This is a genomic window from Paenibacillus sp. J22FR21, assembly GCF_056269135.1.
This window is the reverse complement of record NZ_JBWDNJ010000008.1, coordinates 88,542-109,390: the sequence shown is the minus strand read 5'-3', so window position 1 is coordinate 109,390 and position 20,849 is coordinate 88,542. Positions and strand designations below refer to the sequence as shown.

Sequence of the window (20,849 nt, the reverse complement as noted above, 5' to 3'; positions counted from 1 at the left end):
GATGATTCCGTTCAGACATTGGCACGCGCCTCCTTGCCGGTCTGCGACCGATAAATTTCCTGATAAGCCGAGCAGCTTAGCATCAGCTCTTCGTGTCGCCCGGAGCCCACGATCTCCCCATTATCGAGCACGATAATACGGTCCGCATCCATCACGGAGGACATACGCTGCGCGATTAAGATGCAAGTCAAGCCTTGCGCATATTCCCGAAGCGCTTCCTTAATGCGGGATTCCGTCGATGTATCCACGGCGCTCGTGCAGTCGTCCAGAATCAGAATGGACGGCTGGCGAATGAGCGCCCTAGCAATGGAAACCCGCTGCTTCTGTCCTCCGGAGAGATTAACGCCACCCTGACCGAGCAGCGTATCATAGCCTTCAGGACAATCCATAATGAAGTCATGCGCCTGCGCCATTCGCGCCGCCAGCTCGATCTCCTCATGGGCAGCGTCTTCCTTGCCCCACAGCAGATTCTCCCGAATGGTGCCGGAAAACAGCACGGCTTTCTGCGGCACGATGGCGATTTGCTCCCGAAGCGACTTCAGCTCGATGTTCCGCACATCCTGCCCGTCCACTTCCACCGTACCTGAGGTAGCATCGTAGAATCGCGGAATAAGATTGACGAGCGTGCTTTTGCCCGAGCCTGTCGAACCGATGATCCCAATTGTCTCGCCCGGCCGGCAATCCAGCGTAATATCGCGAAGCACCGTATCCGAATTGGCATACGAGAACGATACGCCTTTGAACGCAATGCTTCCTTTGCCGCCGATTTTCCCGGAAGCCCGCTGTCCTTGTCCCGCCTCTCTCACCGTCATCGAATCCTTCTCCGCGAATACCTCGCCGATCCGCTCTGCCGACGCCTTGGCTCTTACGAACATCGTGAACACACTCGAAATCATCAGCAGCGAGAACAAAATTTGCGTCATATAGTTAATAAATGCAATAATATGGCCAACCTGCATGTGGCCTCCGTCAACCCGAACGCCGCCGATCCAAATCACCGCGGTAATCCCCAGATTCACGGTCAGCATAATGCTTGGACTGAAGATCGACATCAAACGCATCGCGCGAGTCGACGCTTCCTGATAGCTGTCATTGACCATGCCGAACTTGTCCGTCTCGTAATCGACCCGGTTAAAAGCTTTCACAACACGGACCCCGGATAAGTATTCGCGCGACACCCCATTAACCCGATCGAGCGCACGCTGCACACCTGCAAACAGAGGAAAACCAATACGCATATTGATCACAATGAGCAGCGCCACGAAAGGAATGACAACCGCCAATACAAGCGATAAAGGCGGATTCAATCGAATCGCCATAATGAGACTGCCTATACAAATCAGCGGAGCTTTGACAAAGATACGCATGAGTCCGTTTGTGAAGTTTTGAATTTGGGTCACATCGTTCGTCAGCCTTGTCACCAGAGAAGCGCGATCGAATTTGTCGATGCTGTCAAACGATAACGTCTGAATCCGGCGAAACAAGTCCGACCGCAGACGCGTGCCGAAATTCAAGGAGACATGGCTGGAGATAATGTTGCGCATCGTCGCCCCTGCGGCACCAATAGCCGTTATGAGCAGCATGTAGCCGCCGAAACGGAAGACATAATCCAGATTTCGGTTCGCAACACCAACGTCAATAATCCGCGACATCAGCGTGGGCTGCATGAGATCACATAACGCTTCGAGCATCAGGAATAGAATCGCTGCGGCAAACGGTTTTCCGAATTGGCGAAAATAAGGCTTTAGAAAGCTCAACGTCCAGGACTCCCTTACAGTTTGTCTTCCTTATATTGTAACGACTATTGCTATGCTAATGGAACCCGGTTAACGAAAACTAATCAAGGAGGTACCCTGTATGAAGAAAAAATTAATCATTAGCGCAGCTGTCCTTGTCCTCCTTATTCTGATTCTATTTGGCATGCTCAAATGGATGAACTCGCGCACCTTTCAAGTATTCGGAGGCATAACCAACCATGTGGCGACGAATCAGAAGGTCATCGCACTCACCTTCGACGACGGCCCTACCGGCAATGTCGATCAGCTCCTGCCGCTGCTGGACAAGTACAAAGCAAGAGCCACTTTCTTCCTCATTGGCGGGGAGCTGGAGCAGCACCCGGAGGAAGGACGCAAGATTGTAGAAGCCGGACATGAGATCGGGAATCACACCTTCTCTCACGACCGGATGGTCTTCAAATCACCCTCGTATATCAAGGAAGAAATCGAAAAGACAAATACGCTTATTCGCCAAACCGGCTACAAGGGAGATATTCTCTTTCGTCCGCCTTACGGTAAGAAGCTGATTGGACTGCCTTATTACTTGCACAAGCATCATATGAAAACGATCACTTGGAGCCTTGAGCCGGATACGTACTATTCGACGACTGCCGATAAGGTACGCTATGTGGAAGAGCAGGTGAAGTCGGGGGACATCCTGCTTCTTCATCCCATGTATGACCAGAACAAGATCGCCGCAATCGATGAAATCCTGCAGGCGCTCACGGAGCAAGGGTATTCCTTCATCACCGTTAGTGAGCTGTTGAAGCTGCAGCCGTAAGGGCTTGTAACTTGGCTTACCCCCAAGTGAAAATGATGCATATTCTGCAACATTTCAAGACAAAAGGTGGTCCTAAGCAGGAAATGTTGCACAAAAGGCACTTTTTCCACCTCATATGGCCTCTCGGCTGGCCAATCTTCTTGAAATGTTGCATTTTGAGCAGCATTTCGCCGTAGTAGGCCATTGGAAGAGGTGAAATGTTGCGTTCTGTGCAGCATTCGGCCGCAGTAGACCATTGAAAGCGGCGTCTCGACACCAAATACGGCTGCGGGTTCGTTACATTACCACTATAAAATCAAAAAGGACCGAGCAGACGCTCTGTCCTTTTCTATCTTACAAATAACGAATGGCTGTGCCGTAGGCATTCAATGTCCCAGCCGCCAGACCGGGAGTAAGCAGGATGCCGATGACTGCATCACACTCAGATACTGCGCCACCGGCGCGACCGAGCTGCTGCAGCAAATTAACAGGCGAGCTGTTGCTTATCCTGCCGGAGTAGACAGTGCACAGTACTTCATACGGCTGAGGCAGCGAATGGACGGTATACACCGGGACGACCCGCACCGTCTCCGCTGCTGCCGGCTCAGTTGTTTTCGCATTCTTATTGCCGAACATGGATCCATCACCCCGACTGTTGTTTTGCAACTATCATAGCAGATGACTCCATGCTCGCATACAGGCTTGGCTCAATTAAGCTTCCCGCCACAGGATTGCGCGAGCTCAGCATGATGCTTATCCCACCTAATTGACTAGCTTATCCATGTCATGTCTGCCTTCTTCACTTGCCATTCTCCGTCCTTTAATTCCACCACAACTTTCATTCCAATCGCACCGTCACCGGACCGATACTTGGAACCTTCTACAATAAGCTGTCTCGCTGTAAGCTCTGCCTTATCCACTTTCAACAGGATGCCGTCAAGTGACAGTGTATTCTTATTAAATAACCCTTTGGCCTCCAACTGCTCATAGGTCGCTTCCATCACGTCAACCTTGTAGGTTTTGAAATGGTCCAGAATCTGTCCCTTATCTGCCCCATCAAGGTCCTTCAAGTTACTCATATCAATGGCAATGTATTTCATTCCGCTATTGAGGCCTTCATCAACCGGCATATAAGCGTCGAGAGCCAAGCTGTACAGCTCGCCTAAATCCGGAGCAGCGACTACAGACTTCTCCCCACATGCACTCAATAGCAACATGATCGCACATAAGGATACCCACATCATTTTTTTGAAAAGCATGCTCGCCTCACATCCATTTCGGCTCTATTGCTATACAAGACGGCGTGAATAGTTAAATTGTTGCCAGGGTAATGATATATAATCCGCCCTAGCAGCATCTGTGAATCTATTCCGAGTATTCCTTGACAGGAATATTCCGTATAGAGTATATTCAAAGCAAGAAATTAACTCTGGAGGTATCATAATGACCGATAACCAAGCTGTAAACGCCAATGAAGTAAGCACGAAGGATGGGAAATTAGTCATTTCTCGTACCTTTAACGCACCGCGTGAGCTGGTCTTTAAAGTTTTTACGGAAGCCGAGCATCTGAAGCACTGGTGGGGACCGAAGGGTCTGGATCTTGAAGTTGTACAGCTTGATCTGCGTCCCGGCGGCATCTTCCTCTACACCATGAGCACGCCTGATGGACAATCCATGTGGGGCAAATTCGTTTATCAAGAAATCGCGGCACCGGAGAAGCTTTCTTTCTTCAGCTCGTTCTCTAACTCTGAGGGCGGCACGGAACGTCCTCCATTCGCGCCGCAATTTCCGCTGCAAGTCCTGAATATGGTTACTTTTACCGAGAGTGAAGGCCAAACGACGATTAAGCTTGAAGGCGGCCCTCACGAAGCAACCGCTGAGGAGAACGCATTCTACAAAGGCATGTTCGAATCCATGCAACAAGGGTTCGGCGGCACCTTCGATAAGCTCGACGATTACTTGGCAAGCCTGTAAGCTACAGAAACAGGGCCGTGATTATCACCCGTATGGGCGATTGTCACGGCCCTTTACATTGAAATTGGGGAATAATACTTGCATCAACAGTAAGGAAGGTGCCCCCTAATGAAGAATCATAAGCATTACGCCGTATTCGCCCTACTTTTCCCTTGCATCATCGCATGGGATTTGTCCATGGATTTCCTCCAAGGGCTTCCTCCGGACCGCATGATCAGAAATTTAATATTTCCGTTCGCCATGCTGGATTTGGTCGAGAGAATCATGCTTGCGGCACTCCTCTTCTTCTATGTTCGCAAGCCGTTTACGGCTCTTGTACGCAAGCTCATGCCAGCGCCTGACAACCCAACCTCGTCAGGAGGAAGTGACGGATCGCCCTCTGCGCCGAATTAAGCCAATCAGCATGAGTACGGTTGGAATCGCGTACTGGAGAGGCAGATGGAGGTAATACGGCACGATCTTAAGTCCCTCCTGCAGATGTTCCGTTAAGCTTCCCGCGATCGTAAGCGATGAGAACAACACAATTAAGCCAATCGGCATAATTAGTGTCTTATGATCTGTAATCCGAAACAGATCGCTAGCGGCCAAGATCGCGGCAAACATGAAGGTGCCGATTTTGACGAAGCTGGTAATGATAAATAAGAAGAGCACAATCGAATCCATTCGCTGCACAATTTCAGACAACCTTAGTCGACTCAAGGACGTAAACAGAGGAAATGTCGCTCGCGACGCGATTTCGGTGCCCAGCACGGACGTATTCACATAGGTAGCAATGCAGAGCAGTATCGCGCTGAACACCATCGCCCCGGTACCGATTTTGACCGCTTTATATTTCTTGTTCAGGTAAGGCAGGAACATCGTCATGACGATCATCTCGCCGAATGGAAACGTGATGTTCGTGGGAAACAGCGCCTTCCAGACGGGGGTCCATCCTTCGCCAAGCACCGGGAGCAGCCGCTTCCCATCCGACAAATCCGAGAACATCACCAAGACGATGATGAACAGAAACATGAAGCAGCAGATCAGGAAGAAAACAAAGGTTGTTCTTCCAAACACCTCGACTCCCAGACGAATCGTATACCCGACCGCGATCAGCATGAACAACGAGAGCGCGAACAGCGGTGTGACATCATAAGCGGCAGCGGATAACAAATCGGCAAAGTCTCTGACATCGCGCCCGGAAATATAGATGAAATAAAGCAGGTACACGAAGCCCAGCATCCATCCCGGAACAGGGCCTATGATTTGACGTATGTACCCTGTCAAGGGAAGGTCGGGATACAGTCTGTACAGCGTGCCGAACACCCCGGCAAACAGGGCAACGCCGCACAGGCAGCCGAGTACAATGACAATCCAGGCATCCTGCTTTGCTTCCATCCCCATCTGAATGACGACGGCTGTTCCCAGCTCGAATAAGGTAATCCATGCAAACAAATGCAGCGGCCCAATGTGTACCACCCGGCTTTTCATGCTGCCATTCCTCCCTGTATCAAGGCTTCTCCATTAGCGATTTGCCCCTCATGCCCGATCTCATGATCTGCCCTTGGAAGGTGATGCTCACCTCCGCTTCCGAGAATGCTTCCGCCCAATTGTCTTGTACTTGCTTCCATGCCTTCGGATGACTGCGCTGCAGCACTTCACCGAAACCAAACACATCGGAATGGACGGCTTGCGCACGTTGAATCGCCGCCATCATGCTGGATTTGACCAATTCACCCCATTCTTGCTCCAGCTTGTTCAGCACGGATAGTTCCGTAAGCGGAATGCCGCATTTGACTTCGGCCACGTTTCCCTCTGCTTTCACGACGATATCCACATTCACATGACCGTCTTTCATCGAAACCTGCGTCTTCGTTTTACTTTTTATTACTTCAAGCGCAACGCCATCTGCCTGCCCTTCGCATGACAAATTCATAATCGTGCTATTCATTCCATTGATGATGAACATGTACCCGCGCGCTTCTGAGTTCTCCAGCCATCCCGCGAGCTTCTTGTCATGAAACATGGCAATGCCTGAAATTTCAAGGTGATAAGGAAGACGTGTCTGCCCCAGGTTCTGCTGCTGCGTCACGTTCTGATTATCCCCTAGCAATCGGAGTCCGCTGATGGATGGATCTGCCCCCGGATTGATCAACTTCCGGATTACCTCGTCAATTCCGATGTCGGGAGAGCTGGACCAAATTTTCGACGAGAATTCGCTTGCTCCCAGAACAGCCTCGGCTTGCAAGGGTGCAAGCGGCGTGATCGTACTAATTAATTTCCCTGGGGAGCTGCCCTTGGCAACGAGCAGCATTGAAGTTAGCCGCACCTCATGCGATCGTTCGAAAAAGTCGAAAATTTCTTCGATTCCCGCCTTTGCGAGCCTCTCGCCGAGAACCACAACTTGAATGTGAGAGAAGAATAACTGCCTCGGCACCTGCTTGGATGCCTTACGTATGCCTTCAAACAAGGTTTTGGAGCGCACGCTGTAAATGGAGAACGGCGCACCTCCTCCACCTCCGCTATTGCTCGACTTCGCTAACTCGCCCGGGATGACAACCTGGAAGGTGAGCTCGTATTGATCGGAATGCTCCGCTTTGTCGATAGCCATAGCCGTCACAATCGCAAGCTTGTTCAGCTCTCTGCTGTTCCAGCAGCCGGTTGCGAACAAGACGGAAGCCAATGAGACTGCAATTAGGGCAAGCTTAGCCAATCGTTTTCCGATCTCCATTAGACTGAACCTCCCTGACTCACTCGCTCTCTGGTTTTTGCCCCGGAGGCATCCGAACGGTATCCTTCGCCGTATCGTCCGGCCGGGCTTCAAGGCTCCAGTGCGGGAGACGGACAAACACGTCTTTCATCTGCTTGTATTTGAATGGCACGAGCGGAGACAAGAAGGATACGCCGAATGAGCGCAATGCATTCAAGTGGGCTACCATCATGATCATGCCTAGTACAATGCCATAGAAGCCAAGCAATCCGGCCGCCATCATGAATAGGAATCTCAGCATGCGTGCCGTAATGGCCAGATTGTAGGCCGGAATGGAGAAGTTCGCGATCGCGGTTATGGACACTACTATGACCATGATCGGGGATACGATGCCTGCCTGGACAGCCGCTTCACCCAGAACCAGCGCGCCTACGATCGACACAGCTTGTCCAACCGCTCGGGGCATCCGAATGCCGGCCTCCCTCAGGATCTCAAAGCAAATCTCCATAATGAAAGCTTCGACCAACGCCGGAAAAGGGACGCCTTCCCTGGACGCCGACAAATTGATGAGGAGTGTCGTTGGCAGCATCTCTTGATGAAAAGTCGTTAAAGCGATATAGGCAGCCGGTCCGAACAACGAAATGATGAATGCCACATAGCGCAATAATCGGATGAAGGTGCCAATATCATAGCGCTGGTAATAGTCTTCTGCAGCCGCGAAAAATTGCGAAAGCACGGTTGGTACCACCAAGGCAAAAGGCGTTCCGTCAACCAAGATCGCAATACGTCCCTCAAGCAAATTAGCGGCGATGACGTCGGGTCGCTCCGTGTTGTACACCGTTGGGAAAGGAGAGCTCCAGTTGTCTTCGATGAACTCCTCGATATACCCGGATTCCAAGATCGCGTCTGTATTGATTTTCTCCAACCGGCTTCTTACTTCTTGCTTGATGTCGTCCTTGACGATTCCCTCTATATAAAGCATCGCAACAGAGGTTTGTGTAACGGAGCCAATCTTGATTGCTTCAAAGCCGAACTTCGCGCTCCGTATCCGGCGTCGCACCAGTGCGATATTCGTCGCGATCGATTCGGAGAAGCTGTCCTTCGGTCCCCGAATGACAACTTGGGTGCTCGCCTCCGAAACGGCACGTTTCTCACCGCCAATCGTGTTGCCGCAGACACACTGGCCCCAGCCATCGACAATGAGGAGTGTCTTGCCGGTCAACAATTCGAGCAGCATGGATGTCCAGTTATCGAGCACTTCGATCTGCCCGACCGCGAGCGCATTATCGCAGATAAACCGGAAAGCAGCCTCCGTAGAATCCGCGTCCTCCGGGATTTGCGGCAGAAATGGCGACATGAGCGAGCGCATCACAAATTCGTTCACCATTTCTTTATCTGTAATGGTATCCAGATAAACCGCCGCCACGTGAAGCGGTAGTCCCGTACGCAGCGTGAATTTACGCACAATGAGATCCGGGCTGGATACCAGCTCCGTTCGGATTCGGTTTATATTGGCATCCAAATCCGTTTCAAGCTGCCCGGGCGCAACGGCGCGATTCTCCTTGCCGCCACCACCACCCGCCCTGCTATGGCCGAATATCGCTCTACGTATCCTCATCAGAGTTGAATCTCCTTCGACCTGCAATTGATCTGCGTGCCACATTGGCTAGTATGCCTTGTTCGCCCTTTTTTTACCTATTGGGATAGAAAAAGCCGGCAACTCTCCCGAATGAAGAGTTACCGGCTATTTGTTTGTTAATTAGACTGCTCATACTCGCCTTTAATAATATCCAGGACACGTTTAGCCTCTACTGCCGCAGCAGACTCTCTGTCATGCCAGTTGTAGGTGATAAGCGCCTTCCATAGTGCCCAGCCGCATGCCCGGTGGCGTGTTCCTTCGTCACAGCCAAGTTCACGCAAGAAGACCTCCCTGCTTACGGGATCGAAGAATGTCCATGCCATCGCGTAATCGCAGGCCGGATCGCCAACGCCCAGTATGCCAAAGTCGATGACGCCGCTAAGTCGCCCAGCCTGCGCCAAGAGATTGCCCGGAGCGATATCACCGTGCACCCAGACCGGCGTACCCTTCCATTGTGACTGTAAAGCTAGGTTCCACATTTCATGATACACCTTTGTATCGAGGTCCGACTTCAGATTCTCGAGTGCAGCCTTCGTTTCCTCATGATAGACAGTTAGTGAACCGCCTCGATGGAAATTATGCGCTCCCGAAGGAGGTCCTTCCGAAGCCGGAATGGCCTGAAGCTCTTGTAAGAAAGCGGCTAAATCTATAGCTAGTTGATTCAGATCGTCTATTGAAGCAAGGCTTACGGTTTCCCCTTCAATCCATCGATTGATGGACCATGGCCACAGATAGCCTTCCGCAGGATTCCCTTTAGCTAAAGGAACCTGTATAGGTAAAGTAAGGTGCGGTCTAAGCTTAGGCAGCCAAGTTAATTCTTTCTCGACCTGCGCCGCATACGACTCATGACTTGGCAGCCTGACGCTCATCGTGCTGCCTAAATGGAAAGTGCGATTATCATGGCCGCTATTGGCAACCGGATAGATCGGCAAGTCCGCCCATTGCGGGAACTGGCCTTGGATAAGTCTGCTTACTAGCTCTGCGTTAATCTCCGTCATTCGATATCATAAACTCCTTCGTGCTTTGTGAATATTGATTTGTGCCGCCCCACAAGGCGATTCGCGCCATAATGTTGCATAATGCGCAACAAATCCACCTTGTCGGCTGTTATAGGCTACTTTTGTTGCAAGAAAAACAACATTTATTAGGTCGAGTCGGACCGCAGCGACTCCTTACCCGATCAAGGGAGCCGATTGTCCAAGTGTCCCTTCCACTTCGTTCCCTTCCTTCCGCCAGTATTCGATGCCGCCAAGCATCTCTTTGACTTGAAAGCCAAGACCGGATAATCGCGCCGCGCCTTTGGTGCCGCCATTGCAAGCCGGTCCCCAGCAATAGACCACGATGACTTGTTCCTTCGAGAATGCAGCTGTCGTCTCTGGGCTGATGTTGTTGGAAGGCAGGCTGATCGCGCCAGGAACATGGCATTCTTCATAGGCTTTCGTGCTGCGAACATCGATGAGCAGGAAGTCATTCAGACCCTGCTGCATGTCATACCGTACATCCGCAACATCAGTTTCCACAGCTAGTTTGTTCATAAAGTGACGATGCGTATGCTCAGGCGATGCAGCTGGTGTTTCGAGCACGAGAGATTGGCGTGTTTGAATGGTCATTTGGATTACCTCCGGTAGGGTTGTGGTTGTTGTTTGTTGATCTCAATGTATCACAGCCCCTAACCATGGAGTTATCGATAGAAATCTATACTATACTTCACTCATTTCGATAATTAGCAGTTCCGCCGGCGCTGAGCAGTTCCACGAAGCCATTGAACGCCTTTGACTTCCATTTCTTCTTCGAGTAGATCAATTGCGTGTAGAACTTACAGTCCGGGTGGACAAAAGGTATCGCGATTAGCTGGCCTTTGCGGACTTCCTCGGCCACCGTAATCCGAGGCACCAAGGCAATCCCAAGTCCATAGATGACACACTGCTTGATCGCTTCCAAATTGCCAAACTCATAGGAGAGACTGAAGCTCACTTGATTGCCCTTCAGCACCTTGAGCAGCATCGCCCGGTATGTGCAGCCATCCTCCGTCAGAATGAGGGACTCGCTCTCCAAATCCTCGACATGGACTTCGCTTTGTCCATTTAATTTATGATTGGGGCTTGTGATGATAACAAGCGTTTCTTCTCGCAGGATGCTGCTGTGAAGCTCCGGGTCCGTGAACGGAGGATCCAGAATGATTCCGATGTCGAGCTCTCCTTCTTTGACCGCTTCGATAATAAACGGCTCATTCGCCGGCTGAATGACAATGTTAACGTCCGGAAACTCGCGGCGATAAGCCTGTAGATGCGGCGGGAGGTAGAAGGCTGCTAATGTCTCAATCGTCCCAATCGAGAGCGTCCCCTTGGCTTGTTTGGCTACGACTTCTTTGGACTCTTCATGCAGTCTGTAGATATCGTTGGCATAGTGCAGGAGCGCTTCACCGGCCATCGTCAGCTTCATGCCTCTTCCGAACCGCTCCAACAGGACTGCCCCGTAAGCTTCTTCCAGCTTCTGAATCTGCGACGTGATGCTCGACTGGGCATAACCCAGCGACTCCGCTGCTCGCGTATAGCTTCCACACTTGGCTACCTCGCGAAAAGTCTTCAAGTACGTCAGTTCCACGGGTACCGACCCCATTCCTATAAGTTCCCGCTACTTTATCATGATCTCGCCGTTACGGCAATCCATACGTAGCTGAGCCATGTGCGGCTTATAAACTCGAATGGAGCTCTCGCAGCGTGATTAATGCTTTCGATTCCAATGCCTGGAGCTCTCTCAGGAGTACTGCGCAGTGTTCGCTCTGTTCGAGTGTTTGCGTGCGTGGTTCCGTATATGGATACATGTCCTTTAACGCCTTACCCTTAGCCGCGATTTCGTTATAGGTGAGTATGAGTTTATCTAGGAGGTTGAGGTTGAGATTCGTCATGCTCGCTCTGATTTCGGACAGAAACCGGGCTGCATGATGCCTTGCTTCCGTTATGATTTCGACGAACAAACTGAAGAAATATTTATCTAGCCGCTTGCATTCAAGTGCCGTTAACCAGCGCTCATAGGCATGCGATCCGACGAAATAGGTTTTGCCGGACCATTGATAGAAGCCTGTCTCATTTAACTGGATGACAAACTCGAGTGCTTCTTTCAGAGCAGCCTGATTCTCTTTCGCGGCTGGAATAGACTTTGCCCAGTGCAGTGAGATTAGTCGGCCGGTGGAATTGGTTTGCGTTCCTGACGACTTACGATCATGTACACAATTGATGCACGGACATTGACTTAACCCTAACTGATTCCACGGTATCACATCTTCGCTGTGCTCATAACCCGTGTGCCAAGTATAGGTGTAGTATCCTTGATCGTCGTACGCATAGATGACCGACGACTGGTTGCCGATATCGATGTTTTTGGCAAAGACAGGCTGCCCCGCGTTGATGGCCTCTTTTGCTTTCTCCCAAGCCTCCGCTTGTAATTGCGTGAAAGCCTCTCCCTCTGCATGTAAGTGATAGCCCTCAACGTCCACGCCAAAATTACGAGCGAGCGCAAACACCTCCGGTTCAAGCGGTCCGCCATTGGGCTCACACATGTTCTCGTCAAGGATGTGCAGGAAGGCAATGCCTGTCATGCCATAGATCCATGATGTCGTTAGCGGAAGTTGATAGTAGTCAGCAACCGACTTGATGGCACCGACGAGTGAAGCATCCAGGCCGCTGAACTTATAATTCTCGAGCTTCACCACAGTGTTAGGCTGAACGATCGTATCCTCTTGCATTTGGCAGCACCACCTCCGCAATATCTTACAGAGACCATTCACCATTATTATCCAGATTACCTGCCGCACATAAAAAAATACAGAGCAGCGGCGATACGCTCACCATGCTCTGTACGCAGACTTACTGCTTAAAAGACAACCCAACTGCCTCCAACGCCGCTCTCAGCTTAGGCATTGAACCGGGTCCCATCCCGTGAAATTTGAGTATGTCCCTTTCACAATAGCTAGATAGCTGCTCTACTGTCGTAATCCCGTTATTCTCCAGTGCTCGTCTTGCCGGTGCCGATAGCTGAGACAGAAATCCACTCTCTGGCTTCCGCTCTTGCTCGCAGGTCGGGCAGGTCGGACAATCCGTGCTTTTATAATACTTATGTCCTTGACTGCAGGTACGTAAGGACTTCTCGGTCGTTGTCATGGGTGTAAACCATCCTCTCCGGGGAATGTTCCGTTTTGTTTATTGTACCGCAAAAAGACCGGCAGCTGTCGCCTCCAGTTGTCCTCCGACAATAAGTTGAGCCAATGCTGCAAATTCACTAGCATGTAGACTTCCCGGTGGGCTACATGGGACCCAATGCTGCAAATGATGACCCTAGCAAAAAAGGCATGGGACACTGCCAACACAGTTTCCCACGCCTTTTTACTTATCTGTTCTCACCCGACGGCCGCGTCGATGAGCTGACGCAGCTGCTTGGATGCCGCGAACGGCTCCTCGGCCAGCGATATCGCAGAGATCAGAGATATTCCGTCAGCTCCGGCGCATATGACATCAGCCGCATTCGCGTCCGTAATTCCGCCGATACCGACGATTGGAATGTGCATGCCCAGTTCACGCATCTGCGTAAGCACGCTAAGGCCCGAGGCGTCCTTGGCATCCTCCTTCGTGCGCGTGGAGAACAGCGGCCCTATGCCTAAATAGTCCGCACCGCAACGAATTGCCGCTTCAGCTTCCCGCGCATCGTAGGCAGAGACGCCAAGCAACTTGTCATCGCCGATCAACCGGCGTACGGTCGATGCCGCCTCATCTTCCTGGCCGACATGGACACCGTCCGCGTCCACTTCCAGGGCCAGCTCGACATCGTCGTTCACGATGAACGGAATGCGATGCTCACGGCACAGCTCACGAAGCCGCCAAGCAAGCTCTACTCGGGCATCGCCCACAAGCGCGCCGCTGCCTTTCTCCCGGAATTGAAACATCGAGACGCCGCCTCTAATCGCTTCCGCCAACACCTGCACGGGATCGCGTCCCGGCAAGCAGTTGTTGCTCCCCATGATGAAATAAAGCCGCAGCGCCTCACGAATGGCATCATCCTGCCATGCCCCAGCGCTCATCGTCCGCTCTCCTGATCGCGGTACGCCCAGTGATTGGTCGGCCCGTGCCCTTGTCCAAGACCAAGCGGGTATTCGATCGCCGCCTGGATGAATGCTTTGGCAACCTCGACAGCCTCAGTCACGTCGCGGCCTTTGGCAAGCTCAGCCGTAATCGCGGAAGCGAACGTGCAACCCGTGCCATGGGTATGACGCGTTTCTCTCCGCTGGCTGCTAAATTCATAGAAGTCCCGTCCATCATAGAGAATATCGATTGCTTGGCCGTCATCGGACAGGTCATGGCCGCCTTTGAGCACGACATGCTTGGCGCCGAAATCAGCCAACCGTTTCGCTGCTTCTTTGCGTGCAGCAATGCCGGAGATCGTCATCCCTGTCAGCGCTTCCGCTTCCGGCACATTAGGCGTGACGACCCAAGCAAGCGGAAGCAGCGTTTCTTTCATCGCGCGAACCGCTTGATCCAGCAGCAGCGATGCCCCGCCTTTGGCGATCATAACCGGATCGACAACAACCTTGCTCCAGCCGTAGCGGCGGATTTCCTCGGCAACCGCAACAATAATTTCATCGTTGAACAGCATGCCCGTCTTAACCGCATCCGTGCCGAGATCATCGCCAATGGCCTCAATCTGCGACCGAACCGCATCAGCCGTAAGCGGATAAATCCCCCGCACGCCTAGCGTATTCTGCGATGTAACAGCCGTTATCGCCGACATCCCATATACCCGCAGCTCTTGGAAGGTCTTCAAATCCGCTTGAATGCCGGCACCGCCGCCGCTATCCGAGCCTGCAATCGTTAATGCTCTCGCTATACTACTCATGCTTCAATCCGCTCCACTCGGCCCAGCTTCTCGATATCCTCTACGGTTACATTCGACAATTGATCGAGGAACGCGATTTGGAAGCTGCCGGGTCCTTGTCCGGCCGCCTTCACGGCAGCAAGCTCAGCAGCTACGCCGTATGCCGCCAATGCAGCGACCGAAGCAACGATTAGATCGCTCTCCACTGCCGCGAATGCACCGATAACCGACGTCAACAGACAGCCTGTTCCGGTAACGCGCGTCAGAATCGCATCTCCGTTGCGCACGGCAAACGTTCTCGTTCCGTCAGAAACGATGTCAGCCTCGCCGGTAATCACGACGACTGTGCCGAGCTGCGCAGCCGCATGCTTAGCTAATTCGACAACATCGCCGCCGCTTGTTCCGGCATCAACGCCTTTGATCGACCATTCACGGCCGACAACGTTTGCGATTTCGGCGGCATTGCCTCGAAGGATGCTGATTTTCACCTCTGCCAGCAATCCTCTCGCAGTATCCGTACGATAAGCCGAAGCTCCCGCTCCAACTGGATCCAGCACAACAGGAACTCCATGCGCATTTGCCGAACTGCCTGCCAGTTTCATCGCTTCGATCTCGGTTTCGTTGAGCGTTCCAATATTAAGCACTAATGCTCCCGATATTTTGGCGATATCCGCAACTTCCTGTTTGGCATAGGCCATAACCGGCGATGCTCCCAATGCCAACAGGCCGTTTGCCGTGAAATTGGTGACGACGACATTCGTAATATTGTGAATTAACGGGTTCGTTTCCCTTACTTGTCTCAGCTTGCTTGCTACTGCTTGAATATTCATAGCCTCGGCCACCTCTACTTTGCTATTTTGCCAATCGAGTATCAAAAAAACGCCTTACCCGCAAAAAGAGGGTAAGGCGCAACAATGCGCACGACAGCCGTGAACTTCCTACGATGGCATTACCCAACAGGTTAAACGGTCTACGACGGATTAGTCGTACTCTCAGCCTGTTTCTACAAGCTCCCGCGCTTATTCGATTGTGATCAGTGTAATCCAAGACATCCAAAATTGCAACGAAATTCGCAGGCTCCGCACGCCTTATATAATAAAGACTTTCTTCGGCTATAAGTAAACACGATTTGCCCGCAAACCGTTCTAGTGGTACTTTTATTACGAGTAAAATAATGGGAATAATAAGATTTGGAGCGAGGAGGTTATTGACGCTATGCTGCTGTCAGAGATTTTGCCTCATGTGGCTCGTATGCTCCCTACCAACTGCGCCATGAAGCGTAACCGCGAAACGCTGACTTACGCTGAGCTACTGCACCAAGTTAGCTGTGTCGCCTATGGTTTTCACAAGCTTGGCATCAAGCCTGGGGATCGAATTGCACTTCTAAGTGACCCCTCCCCTTACCTTGCCGTTGCAGAATGTGCAGCGGTCGCTATTGGCGCAATTCCGGTAGCCCTATTTCCCGCTTTAACGCCGACTGAACTGAAACAGATCCTTCAAGACGCCTCTCCCGCTGCTGTCGTGTACGACGCCGATCAATCGAACATTACCGCAGCAGTCACTTCGATATCCATAGCTAATCTCGTTTCTTGCAAGTCAGCAGGTGGCAATTCCGCCCCGCATTCCATCGAACAGTTCATCTCCCTGTCCACACCTCTCGAACGATGGTATGCCGCGAACCCTGATGATATTGCGCTAATTATTTATACAGGCGGCACGACGGGTCGTTCCAAAGGTGTTATGCATTCCCATCGCAGTATCCGTAATTGGTCCTTTATGAATCCCGATCGAGTCGGAGGGCACAACCCAAGCAAGAAATCTCTTGTCCCCAATCAAGCTCATCTAACCGGCCAATTCATTCTATGGACGACCTTATTCGAAGGCGGCTGCCTCATTTATCCGGATTCCTACCCGCTGCAAGCTGCAGAGGTTGTCGATCTAATTGAACGTGAACAATTAAAGTTCCTCGGTACAGTGGGGCTTCTCTTCCGAGACATTGTCCATTTGGAACATATTCAATCCCGAAACCTACAGTCTATTGAAGGACTCTCATGTGGAGGAGCTCCTATAAGCAGAAAAACCTTCCTCCAGGCACGAGAAGTTTTTCCGAATGCACATGTGACCGAAGTGTACGCGCAAACCGAAAGCGGTCAATTCATCAGTCACCTCTCCATCAATCAGTGCTTCGCAGAAGGTAGAGCGGAACGACTTTTGTCTGTGGGAAACCCCTCACATATCGCCGGTTGGGGACAGAAACCTTTTGAAATACGGATCGTCGATGATTCTGGTATTCACGATGTCGCGCGGGGAGAAGTAGGCGAGATTATTTGCAAAAGCGATCAAATCATGCTCGGTTATTGGAACAATCCGGAGGAAACAGACAAAGCGATTCGCGGTGGCTGGCTGTATACCGGAGACTTGGGCAGGTTCGATGAAGACGGATATTTGTATCTACTCGATCGAAAGAAAGATATCGTCATCGTTAGCGGCTCCAATGTGTACGGCTCTGAAGTCGAGGAGGTCTTAAGTAAACATCCCTCCATTGTTGAAGTTGCCGTTATCGGAACGCCATTACCGGATGAGGGGGAAGAAGTCACTGCCGTAGTCACTATCAGAGAGGGCTCGGCACTCACCTTAGAAGAAGTAAGGCTGTACTGCCAGCAACGTCTTGCGGAATATAAGCTGCCTACTCGTTTGGAAGTCGTTCAGAGTCTCGCGCGAACATCGGTGGGAAAGCTGGACAAAGCGGCAATTCGCAAGCGCTTCTGGCGACTGGGAGGAACACGGGTGATTAACTAATTCTATCGAGTAGTCCTAGCAATCTGAAAATACTAGAATAGAATAGTGTATCCCGCTCTGAAAGGAGGATACACCTCATGGCAGGTTTGAAAACGTTTGTGAATACCACCGGAGCCGCATTGGATATTACGCTGTTTATCCGCGCAGGATTTGAGCCTTACAACCAATATGGCACGGAATCCTTTACCCTTGGACCGTTTGGGACAGAAGAGGTTGCTTACGGCGACGACGACAACACTTATCTAAATGGGATCCTGATTTTCACGATTTTCGAAGGTGACCTCTATAGCAAAATGCAATTCGTCGTGACCCTCGAAAGCGATTTTGATGCCTTAATCAACACGAACAGTACCATTACGTATACGCTTATGAACACGGATTATGTGATTTCAGGCAGCAACTAATACTACTTTGATTAGGCTCGCGAATAAAATGGCCCCCGCTTCCTTTATAGCTACGACAAAAAGAGAGCAGGCGACATTGCCTGCTCTCTTTTTGGTATCATAAAAAACTGAAATCACTTCACCGTCACAAGCGCTTCCGCCTGCTGGCCCAGCTTCTGATCTCCAATCGTAATATCGACGGCGATTCGGGCACGCTTCACAGAGACGCCTGCAGGAACTGTAATAGCGAACTGTATCGTCTCCACCTGGTGAGGATCGACCTCCAGCTGCTGCTCATCCGCCTCCGTGTTCCAGCTTGGAGGTGTAACCAGTCGAACGGTCACCTTTTCCCTGCGTGAGAACGGATTTAACACCTCAACCGCAATCTCAGTCGTTTCCCCGTTGCCGACCTCGACTTGGTAAGGTTTAATCCATGCACAGTACCCTTCCGCTCCTAGATTAATCTTCTCCAAAGGCAGCAGTTCATCATGCAGCTGCTTCAAGCTTTCCCCGTCCCGCTTCAGCTTATCGAAGTAACCTTCCTCCACCCATAGCGGGTCCCAGTGGCCGGAAACAATGAGGTCAGGATTCAGCTTCTGGTATAACTCTGCACTCCGCACATAGTCATGCGAACGGAACCGGTTCTGATACACGTAATTATTCAAATTCCCGTCGTTGCCCTGCTGATCTCCGATAGCCAATACTCGCTTACCATCGACTTCGAACGAGATCGCAACCGCATAGAGTGTATGGCCGGGCTGCTCGTAGAGACGGATGTCATACCCCTCCCAAGAAACAGTCTGCTCGAGGGGGATTCTGCGGTCTACAGGGATCGGATCATACCAAATGCAGGGCACGTCGTAGTGGGATGGATTTTCGAACAAATCGGCAAAATTATCGGCTACCCACGTCTCCGTACCTTCGACATCACGCAGAAGGTTATACCCGGCCACATGATCATCATGATAATGCGTCGGTATGACCACATCAATCTTGGTCACGTTATATTGCTTTTTCAACTGCTCGATAGGGAAGAGAGATGGCCGGCGTGATGCGCGATCCGTTCCTGCTATGAAGATTGCAGGTAGGTTTGCATAGCCATAATCGATGAGAAGCGCTTTGCCGTTCTCGGAGAGGAGAACATAGGAATTGGCAAAGCTGCGCGCATTCCAAAGCAGATGAGGGGTAATTTCCCGAAACTCCGGTTCCTTGAAAGACTCGAAATCCGAATATTGGCCACGAAGCCGGAGAAGCTGCTCTAGTTTCTCGATTAAGGGTTCAATCGCAGCGGTGGGCTGCTCCATTATTTCGCCGTGTGACGGAAGCAGCATTTGTAAGCCTTTATCCCGCAGAGCCGTTAATGAACAGATCGTATTATTGACCCCTTCGCAGCCGTTATACGACCACTGAGTGGCAGACATGGACCAAACTTTCCCCGAGCCGGCGATCAAATCCCCTGTAAATGCAACATGGTTGCCATCCAATACGGTTGTCAGCGTAATCGACCCTGTGGTGTGACCGGGGGTTGGAACGACGTTAAACGAATACCCGCCAAAGTTGTGGTTCGCATAATCCTTCAGTGTCCCAGCTATCGGGATGGGTTCGAGCAAGGAGAATTTATCTTGGCGTACATTGTAATTCACGAGTATTTCACGGCCCTGCCAGTGTTGGTCCACTTGGGTAAACAAATCCTGCTCATAATGGGGAACCCACACGCGCACCTCGGCCGCAACCGCTTTGTCCAGTCCTTGTCCTTGATCGCGATGATGGTGCGTCATTAGCACATCCGTTACCTTGTCGATGCCGATCGTTGCCAGCTCTTCCAGCACAGCACCTGATCCAAAATCGATCAAGACCGCTTCGCTCCCGTTCTTAATCACATACACCAGACAAGTATCCTCATATTGAAATAGACTCGTGGAAATTTGCTTCAACATAACCACTAACTCCCCCTAATCATAGCGATGAATTTGTCTTCTCATCCACTGGGTCGCCACCCACTTCTCACCAACCACAATGGGATTTCCCCCATGCAAGGTGAGCTCATTTAGTCGCTCTTCCGTATAGAAGTATTCAAAATAGACAGCGCTTCCTTTTCTAGGCGTTACTGCAAACTGAAGGGAAGGAAAGTTCGTTTCTCCGCCTTCCTCCACATCATTTAAATACATGATTAGCGTGCTAATGCGATTGTTTACGGCGTGTCCGGATTTAAAATAGTCATAATGAGGTTGATACTGTTCACCGGCTTGATAATGTAAAATTTGCAGCGGCTCTGCATGCGCGATCGGTATATTCATGAGCTCAGCTACCCGGGTTTCGATTCGATGAATGGATTCGTTCTCGCTTTCCTCGAAGAACATGCTGCTGCTGGTGCGAATATCGCTTACCTCGTGGGACTTGCCGATCTTGGCACGCTGCATGCGGTTTGCAGCTAATTCAATCAACGTATCACACTCGGCGTGGCTCAAAACATTTTCCAAGATGAGAATTAGCGGTTCTTCGATCCTGCCGACAATCGTAATTTCCTGATCCGTGGTTATAATTTTGTTTCTGCTCACGTTCATAATCGTCTGCTCTTTAATCGACAATGTCCCGTCCTCCTCTGCCTCGAATACTGAGGATGTAGTCGAGTGAAACGGTATTCCAGTTGGTTACTCATTCGTCAGAGGAGTCGGAAAACCCTTCCATGTGATGGATTGGCCACACTGCGCAGACGCAAAAAAGGTACAGGATTCCCCTCCTGTACCACCAGATTGTCCTTACACCACCCGCGCCACGAGATTCTAACGAACCGTATTGCAAACCACCAAATAAGACCTGTAGGTTTCGTTAGCATTTTTTCGGAGCTACTTTCGGGCAAATAAGATCTGTACGGTTCGTTAGCGCATTCCGCTACACGCTGTTCGGGACGCACCGCTGCTCATGAGGGATTCCAAACAGAACTACGCGTCCGAACTGCAAAAGA

21 protein-coding genes are annotated in these 20,849 nt (G+C 51.1%); 5 read left to right on the top strand and 16 right to left on the bottom strand.

Annotated features, from left to right (window positions below):
- Positions 1-11: 11 nt before the first annotated feature.
- Complete coding sequence (locus AC0YNS_RS25430) at positions 12-1,757, bottom strand: ABC transporter ATP-binding protein (RefSeq protein ID WP_475783733.1); 1,746 nt, start codon at positions 1,755-1,757, stop codon at positions 12-14.
- 100 nt (positions 1,758-1,857) lie between these two features.
- Here AC0YNS_RS25430 and AC0YNS_RS25425 point away from each other — a divergent pair, with 100 nt between their 5' ends.
- Positions 1,858-2,556 (top strand): polysaccharide deacetylase family protein, encoded by a 699-nt coding sequence (locus AC0YNS_RS25425; RefSeq protein ID WP_475783732.1) that lies wholly within the window; start codon positions 1,858-1,860, stop codon positions 2,554-2,556.
- 333 nt (positions 2,557-2,889) lie between these two features.
- Here AC0YNS_RS25425 and AC0YNS_RS25420 read toward each other — a convergent pair whose 3' ends face one another.
- Both AC0YNS_RS25420 and AC0YNS_RS25415 read right to left on the bottom strand, forming a co-directional pair.
- A complete protein-coding gene (locus AC0YNS_RS25420; protein WP_475783731.1) occupies positions 2,890-3,171 on the bottom strand; it encodes a hypothetical protein in 282 nt (93 codons plus the stop codon).
- A gap of 134 nt (positions 3,172-3,305) precedes the next feature.
- Positions 3,306-3,794 carry a peptide ABC transporter substrate-binding protein gene (locus tag AC0YNS_RS25415; RefSeq protein WP_475783730.1) on the bottom strand — a complete coding sequence of 163 codons (489 nt, stop codon included), beginning with the start codon at positions 3,792-3,794 and terminating at the stop codon, positions 3,306-3,308.
- 184 nt (positions 3,795-3,978) lie between these two features.
- On the opposite strand from AC0YNS_RS25415, the gene AC0YNS_RS25410 reads away from it, so the two are divergent.
- Positions 3,979-4,509 carry an SRPBCC domain-containing protein gene (locus AC0YNS_RS25410; protein ID WP_475783729.1) on the top strand — a complete coding sequence of 177 codons (531 nt, stop codon included), beginning with the start codon at positions 3,979-3,981 and terminating at the stop codon, positions 4,507-4,509.
- Positions 4,510-4,617: 108 nt separating this feature from the next.
- Positions 4,618-4,902, top strand: a complete 285-nt coding sequence (locus tag AC0YNS_RS25405; protein WP_475783728.1) for a YczF family membrane protein — start codon at positions 4,618-4,620, stop codon at positions 4,900-4,902.
- Here AC0YNS_RS25405 and AC0YNS_RS25400 read toward each other — a convergent pair.
- From AC0YNS_RS25400 to thiM, 11 genes are all read right to left on the bottom strand, one after another.
- A complete protein-coding gene (locus AC0YNS_RS25400) occupies positions 4,864-5,979 on the bottom strand; it encodes a GerAB/ArcD/ProY family transporter (RefSeq protein ID WP_475783727.1) in 1,116 nt (371 codons plus the stop codon). The genes AC0YNS_RS25405 and AC0YNS_RS25400 overlap by 39 nt on opposite strands.
- A 19-nt stretch (positions 5,980-5,998) precedes the next feature.
- On the bottom strand, positions 5,999-7,219 hold the full coding sequence (locus tag AC0YNS_RS25395; RefSeq protein ID WP_475783726.1) for a Ger(x)C family spore germination protein: 1,221 nt from the start codon (positions 7,217-7,219) through the stop codon (positions 5,999-6,001).
- Positions 7,220-7,238: 19 nt separating this feature from the next.
- The gene (locus AC0YNS_RS25390; RefSeq protein ID WP_475783725.1) at positions 7,239-8,816 is read right to left on the bottom strand and encodes a spore germination protein; all 1,578 of its coding nucleotides are present in this window, start codon (positions 8,814-8,816) and stop codon (positions 7,239-7,241) included.
- A gap of 137 nt (positions 8,817-8,953) precedes the next feature.
- Positions 8,954-9,835 (bottom strand): aminoglycoside phosphotransferase family protein, encoded by an 882-nt coding sequence (locus AC0YNS_RS25385; RefSeq protein ID WP_475783724.1) that lies wholly within the window; start codon positions 9,833-9,835, stop codon positions 8,954-8,956.
- A 174-nt stretch (positions 9,836-10,009) separates the two neighbouring features.
- The gene (locus tag AC0YNS_RS25380; RefSeq protein ID WP_475783723.1) at positions 10,010-10,447 is read right to left on the bottom strand and encodes a rhodanese-like domain-containing protein; all 438 of its coding nucleotides are present in this window, start codon (positions 10,445-10,447) and stop codon (positions 10,010-10,012) included.
- 97 nt (positions 10,448-10,544) lie between these two features.
- The gene (locus AC0YNS_RS25375; RefSeq protein ID WP_475783847.1) at positions 10,545-11,441 is read right to left on the bottom strand and encodes a LysR family transcriptional regulator; all 897 of its coding nucleotides are present in this window, start codon (positions 11,439-11,441) and stop codon (positions 10,545-10,547) included.
- A gap of 88 nt (positions 11,442-11,529) precedes the next feature.
- Complete coding sequence (locus AC0YNS_RS25370; protein ID WP_475783722.1) at positions 11,530-12,582, bottom strand: cysteine peptidase family C39 domain-containing protein; 1,053 nt, start codon at positions 12,580-12,582, stop codon at positions 11,530-11,532.
- A gap of 121 nt (positions 12,583-12,703) precedes the next feature.
- Positions 12,704-12,997, bottom strand: coding sequence for an RNA polymerase alpha subunit C-terminal domain-containing protein (locus AC0YNS_RS25365; protein WP_475783721.1), 294 nt, complete (start codon positions 12,995-12,997; stop codon positions 12,704-12,706).
- Positions 12,998-13,233: 236 nt separating this feature from the next.
- A complete protein-coding gene (gene thiE, locus AC0YNS_RS25360) occupies positions 13,234-13,911 on the bottom strand; it encodes a thiamine phosphate synthase (RefSeq protein WP_475783720.1) in 678 nt (225 codons plus the stop codon).
- Positions 13,908-14,723, bottom strand: coding sequence for a bifunctional hydroxymethylpyrimidine kinase/phosphomethylpyrimidine kinase (gene thiD, locus AC0YNS_RS25355; RefSeq protein WP_475783719.1), 816 nt, complete (start codon positions 14,721-14,723; stop codon positions 13,908-13,910). Before thiD ends, thiE begins: the two co-directional genes overlap by 4 nt.
- Positions 14,720-15,532: a hydroxyethylthiazole kinase gene (gene thiM, locus AC0YNS_RS25350; RefSeq protein WP_475783718.1), complete on the bottom strand. Its 813-nt coding sequence runs from the start codon at positions 15,530-15,532 to the stop codon at positions 14,720-14,722. Before thiM ends, thiD begins: the two co-directional genes overlap by 4 nt.
- Positions 15,533-15,917: 385 nt before the next feature.
- Between thiM and AC0YNS_RS25345 the strand changes: the two genes are divergently transcribed.
- Together AC0YNS_RS25345 and AC0YNS_RS25340 are read left to right on the top strand one after the other, a co-directional pair.
- The gene (locus tag AC0YNS_RS25345) at positions 15,918-17,501 is read left to right on the top strand and encodes a class I adenylate-forming enzyme family protein (RefSeq protein WP_475783717.1); all 1,584 of its coding nucleotides are present in this window, start codon (positions 15,918-15,920) and stop codon (positions 17,499-17,501) included.
- A 77-nt stretch (positions 17,502-17,578) separates the two neighbouring features.
- Positions 17,579-17,905, top strand: coding sequence for a hypothetical protein (locus tag AC0YNS_RS25340; protein ID WP_475783716.1), 327 nt, complete (start codon positions 17,579-17,581; stop codon positions 17,903-17,905).
- A gap of 113 nt (positions 17,906-18,018) precedes the next feature.
- Here AC0YNS_RS25340 and AC0YNS_RS25335 read toward each other — a convergent pair whose 3' ends face one another.
- Complete coding sequence (locus AC0YNS_RS25335; RefSeq protein WP_475783715.1) at positions 18,019-19,821, bottom strand: MBL fold metallo-hydrolase; 1,803 nt, start codon at positions 19,819-19,821, stop codon at positions 18,019-18,021.
- Positions 19,822-19,836: 15 nt separating this feature from the next.
- On the bottom strand, positions 19,837-20,448 hold the full coding sequence (locus AC0YNS_RS25330) for a 2OG-Fe(II) oxygenase (protein ID WP_475783846.1): 612 nt from the start codon (positions 20,446-20,448) through the stop codon (positions 19,837-19,839).
- Positions 20,449-20,849: the final 401 nt, after the last annotated feature.

What these genes read in the sequence shown, in the direction of transcription:
- AC0YNS_RS25390 (WP_475783725.1), bottom strand. Translation starts at nt 8,816, where the DNA reads ATGAGGATACGTAGAGCGATATTCGGCCATAGCAGGGCGGGTGGTGGT.
- thiM (WP_475783718.1), bottom strand. Translation starts at nt 15,532, where the DNA reads ATGAATATTCAAGCAGTAGCAAGCAAGCTGAGACAAGTAAGGGAAACG.
- AC0YNS_RS25410 (WP_475783729.1), top strand. Translation starts at nt 3,979, where the DNA reads ATGACCGATAACCAAGCTGTAAACGCCAATGAAGTAAGCACGAAGGAT.
- AC0YNS_RS25330 (WP_475783846.1), bottom strand. Translation starts at nt 20,448, where the DNA reads ATGAACGTGAGCAGAAACAAAATTATAACCACGGATCAGGAAATTACG.
- AC0YNS_RS25415 (WP_475783730.1), bottom strand. Translation starts at nt 3,794, where the DNA reads ATGCTTTTCAAAAAAATGATGTGGGTATCCTTATGTGCGATCATGTTG.
- AC0YNS_RS25400 (WP_475783727.1), bottom strand. Translation starts at nt 5,979, where the DNA reads ATGAAAAGCCGGGTGGTACACATTGGGCCGCTGCATTTGTTTGCATGG.
- thiE (WP_475783720.1), bottom strand. Translation starts at nt 13,911, where the DNA reads ATGAGCGCTGGGGCATGGCAGGATGATGCCATTCGTGAGGCGCTGCGG.
- AC0YNS_RS25365 (WP_475783721.1), bottom strand. Translation starts at nt 12,997, where the DNA reads ATGACAACGACCGAGAAGTCCTTACGTACCTGCAGTCAAGGACATAAG.
- AC0YNS_RS25335 (WP_475783715.1), bottom strand. Translation starts at nt 19,821, where the DNA reads ATGTTGAAGCAAATTTCCACGAGTCTATTTCAATATGAGGATACTTGT.
- AC0YNS_RS25405 (WP_475783728.1), top strand. Translation starts at nt 4,618, where the DNA reads ATGAAGAATCATAAGCATTACGCCGTATTCGCCCTACTTTTCCCTTGC.
- AC0YNS_RS25340 (WP_475783716.1), top strand. Translation starts at nt 17,579, where the DNA reads ATGGCAGGTTTGAAAACGTTTGTGAATACCACCGGAGCCGCATTGGAT.
- AC0YNS_RS25370 (WP_475783722.1), bottom strand. Translation starts at nt 12,582, where the DNA reads ATGCAAGAGGATACGATCGTTCAGCCTAACACTGTGGTGAAGCTCGAG.
- AC0YNS_RS25425 (WP_475783732.1), top strand. Translation starts at nt 1,858, where the DNA reads ATGAAGAAAAAATTAATCATTAGCGCAGCTGTCCTTGTCCTCCTTATT.
- AC0YNS_RS25345 (WP_475783717.1), top strand. Translation starts at nt 15,918, where the DNA reads ATGCTGCTGTCAGAGATTTTGCCTCATGTGGCTCGTATGCTCCCTACC.
- AC0YNS_RS25420 (WP_475783731.1), bottom strand. Translation starts at nt 3,171, where the DNA reads ATGTTCGGCAATAAGAATGCGAAAACAACTGAGCCGGCAGCAGCGGAG.
- AC0YNS_RS25385 (WP_475783724.1), bottom strand. Translation starts at nt 9,835, where the DNA reads ATGACGGAGATTAACGCAGAGCTAGTAAGCAGACTTATCCAAGGCCAG.
- thiD (WP_475783719.1), bottom strand. Translation starts at nt 14,723, where the DNA reads ATGAGTAGTATAGCGAGAGCATTAACGATTGCAGGCTCGGATAGCGGC.
- AC0YNS_RS25380 (WP_475783723.1), bottom strand. Translation starts at nt 10,447, where the DNA reads ATGACCATTCAAACACGCCAATCTCTCGTGCTCGAAACACCAGCTGCA.
- AC0YNS_RS25395 (WP_475783726.1), bottom strand. Translation starts at nt 7,219, where the DNA reads ATGGAGATCGGAAAACGATTGGCTAAGCTTGCCCTAATTGCAGTCTCA.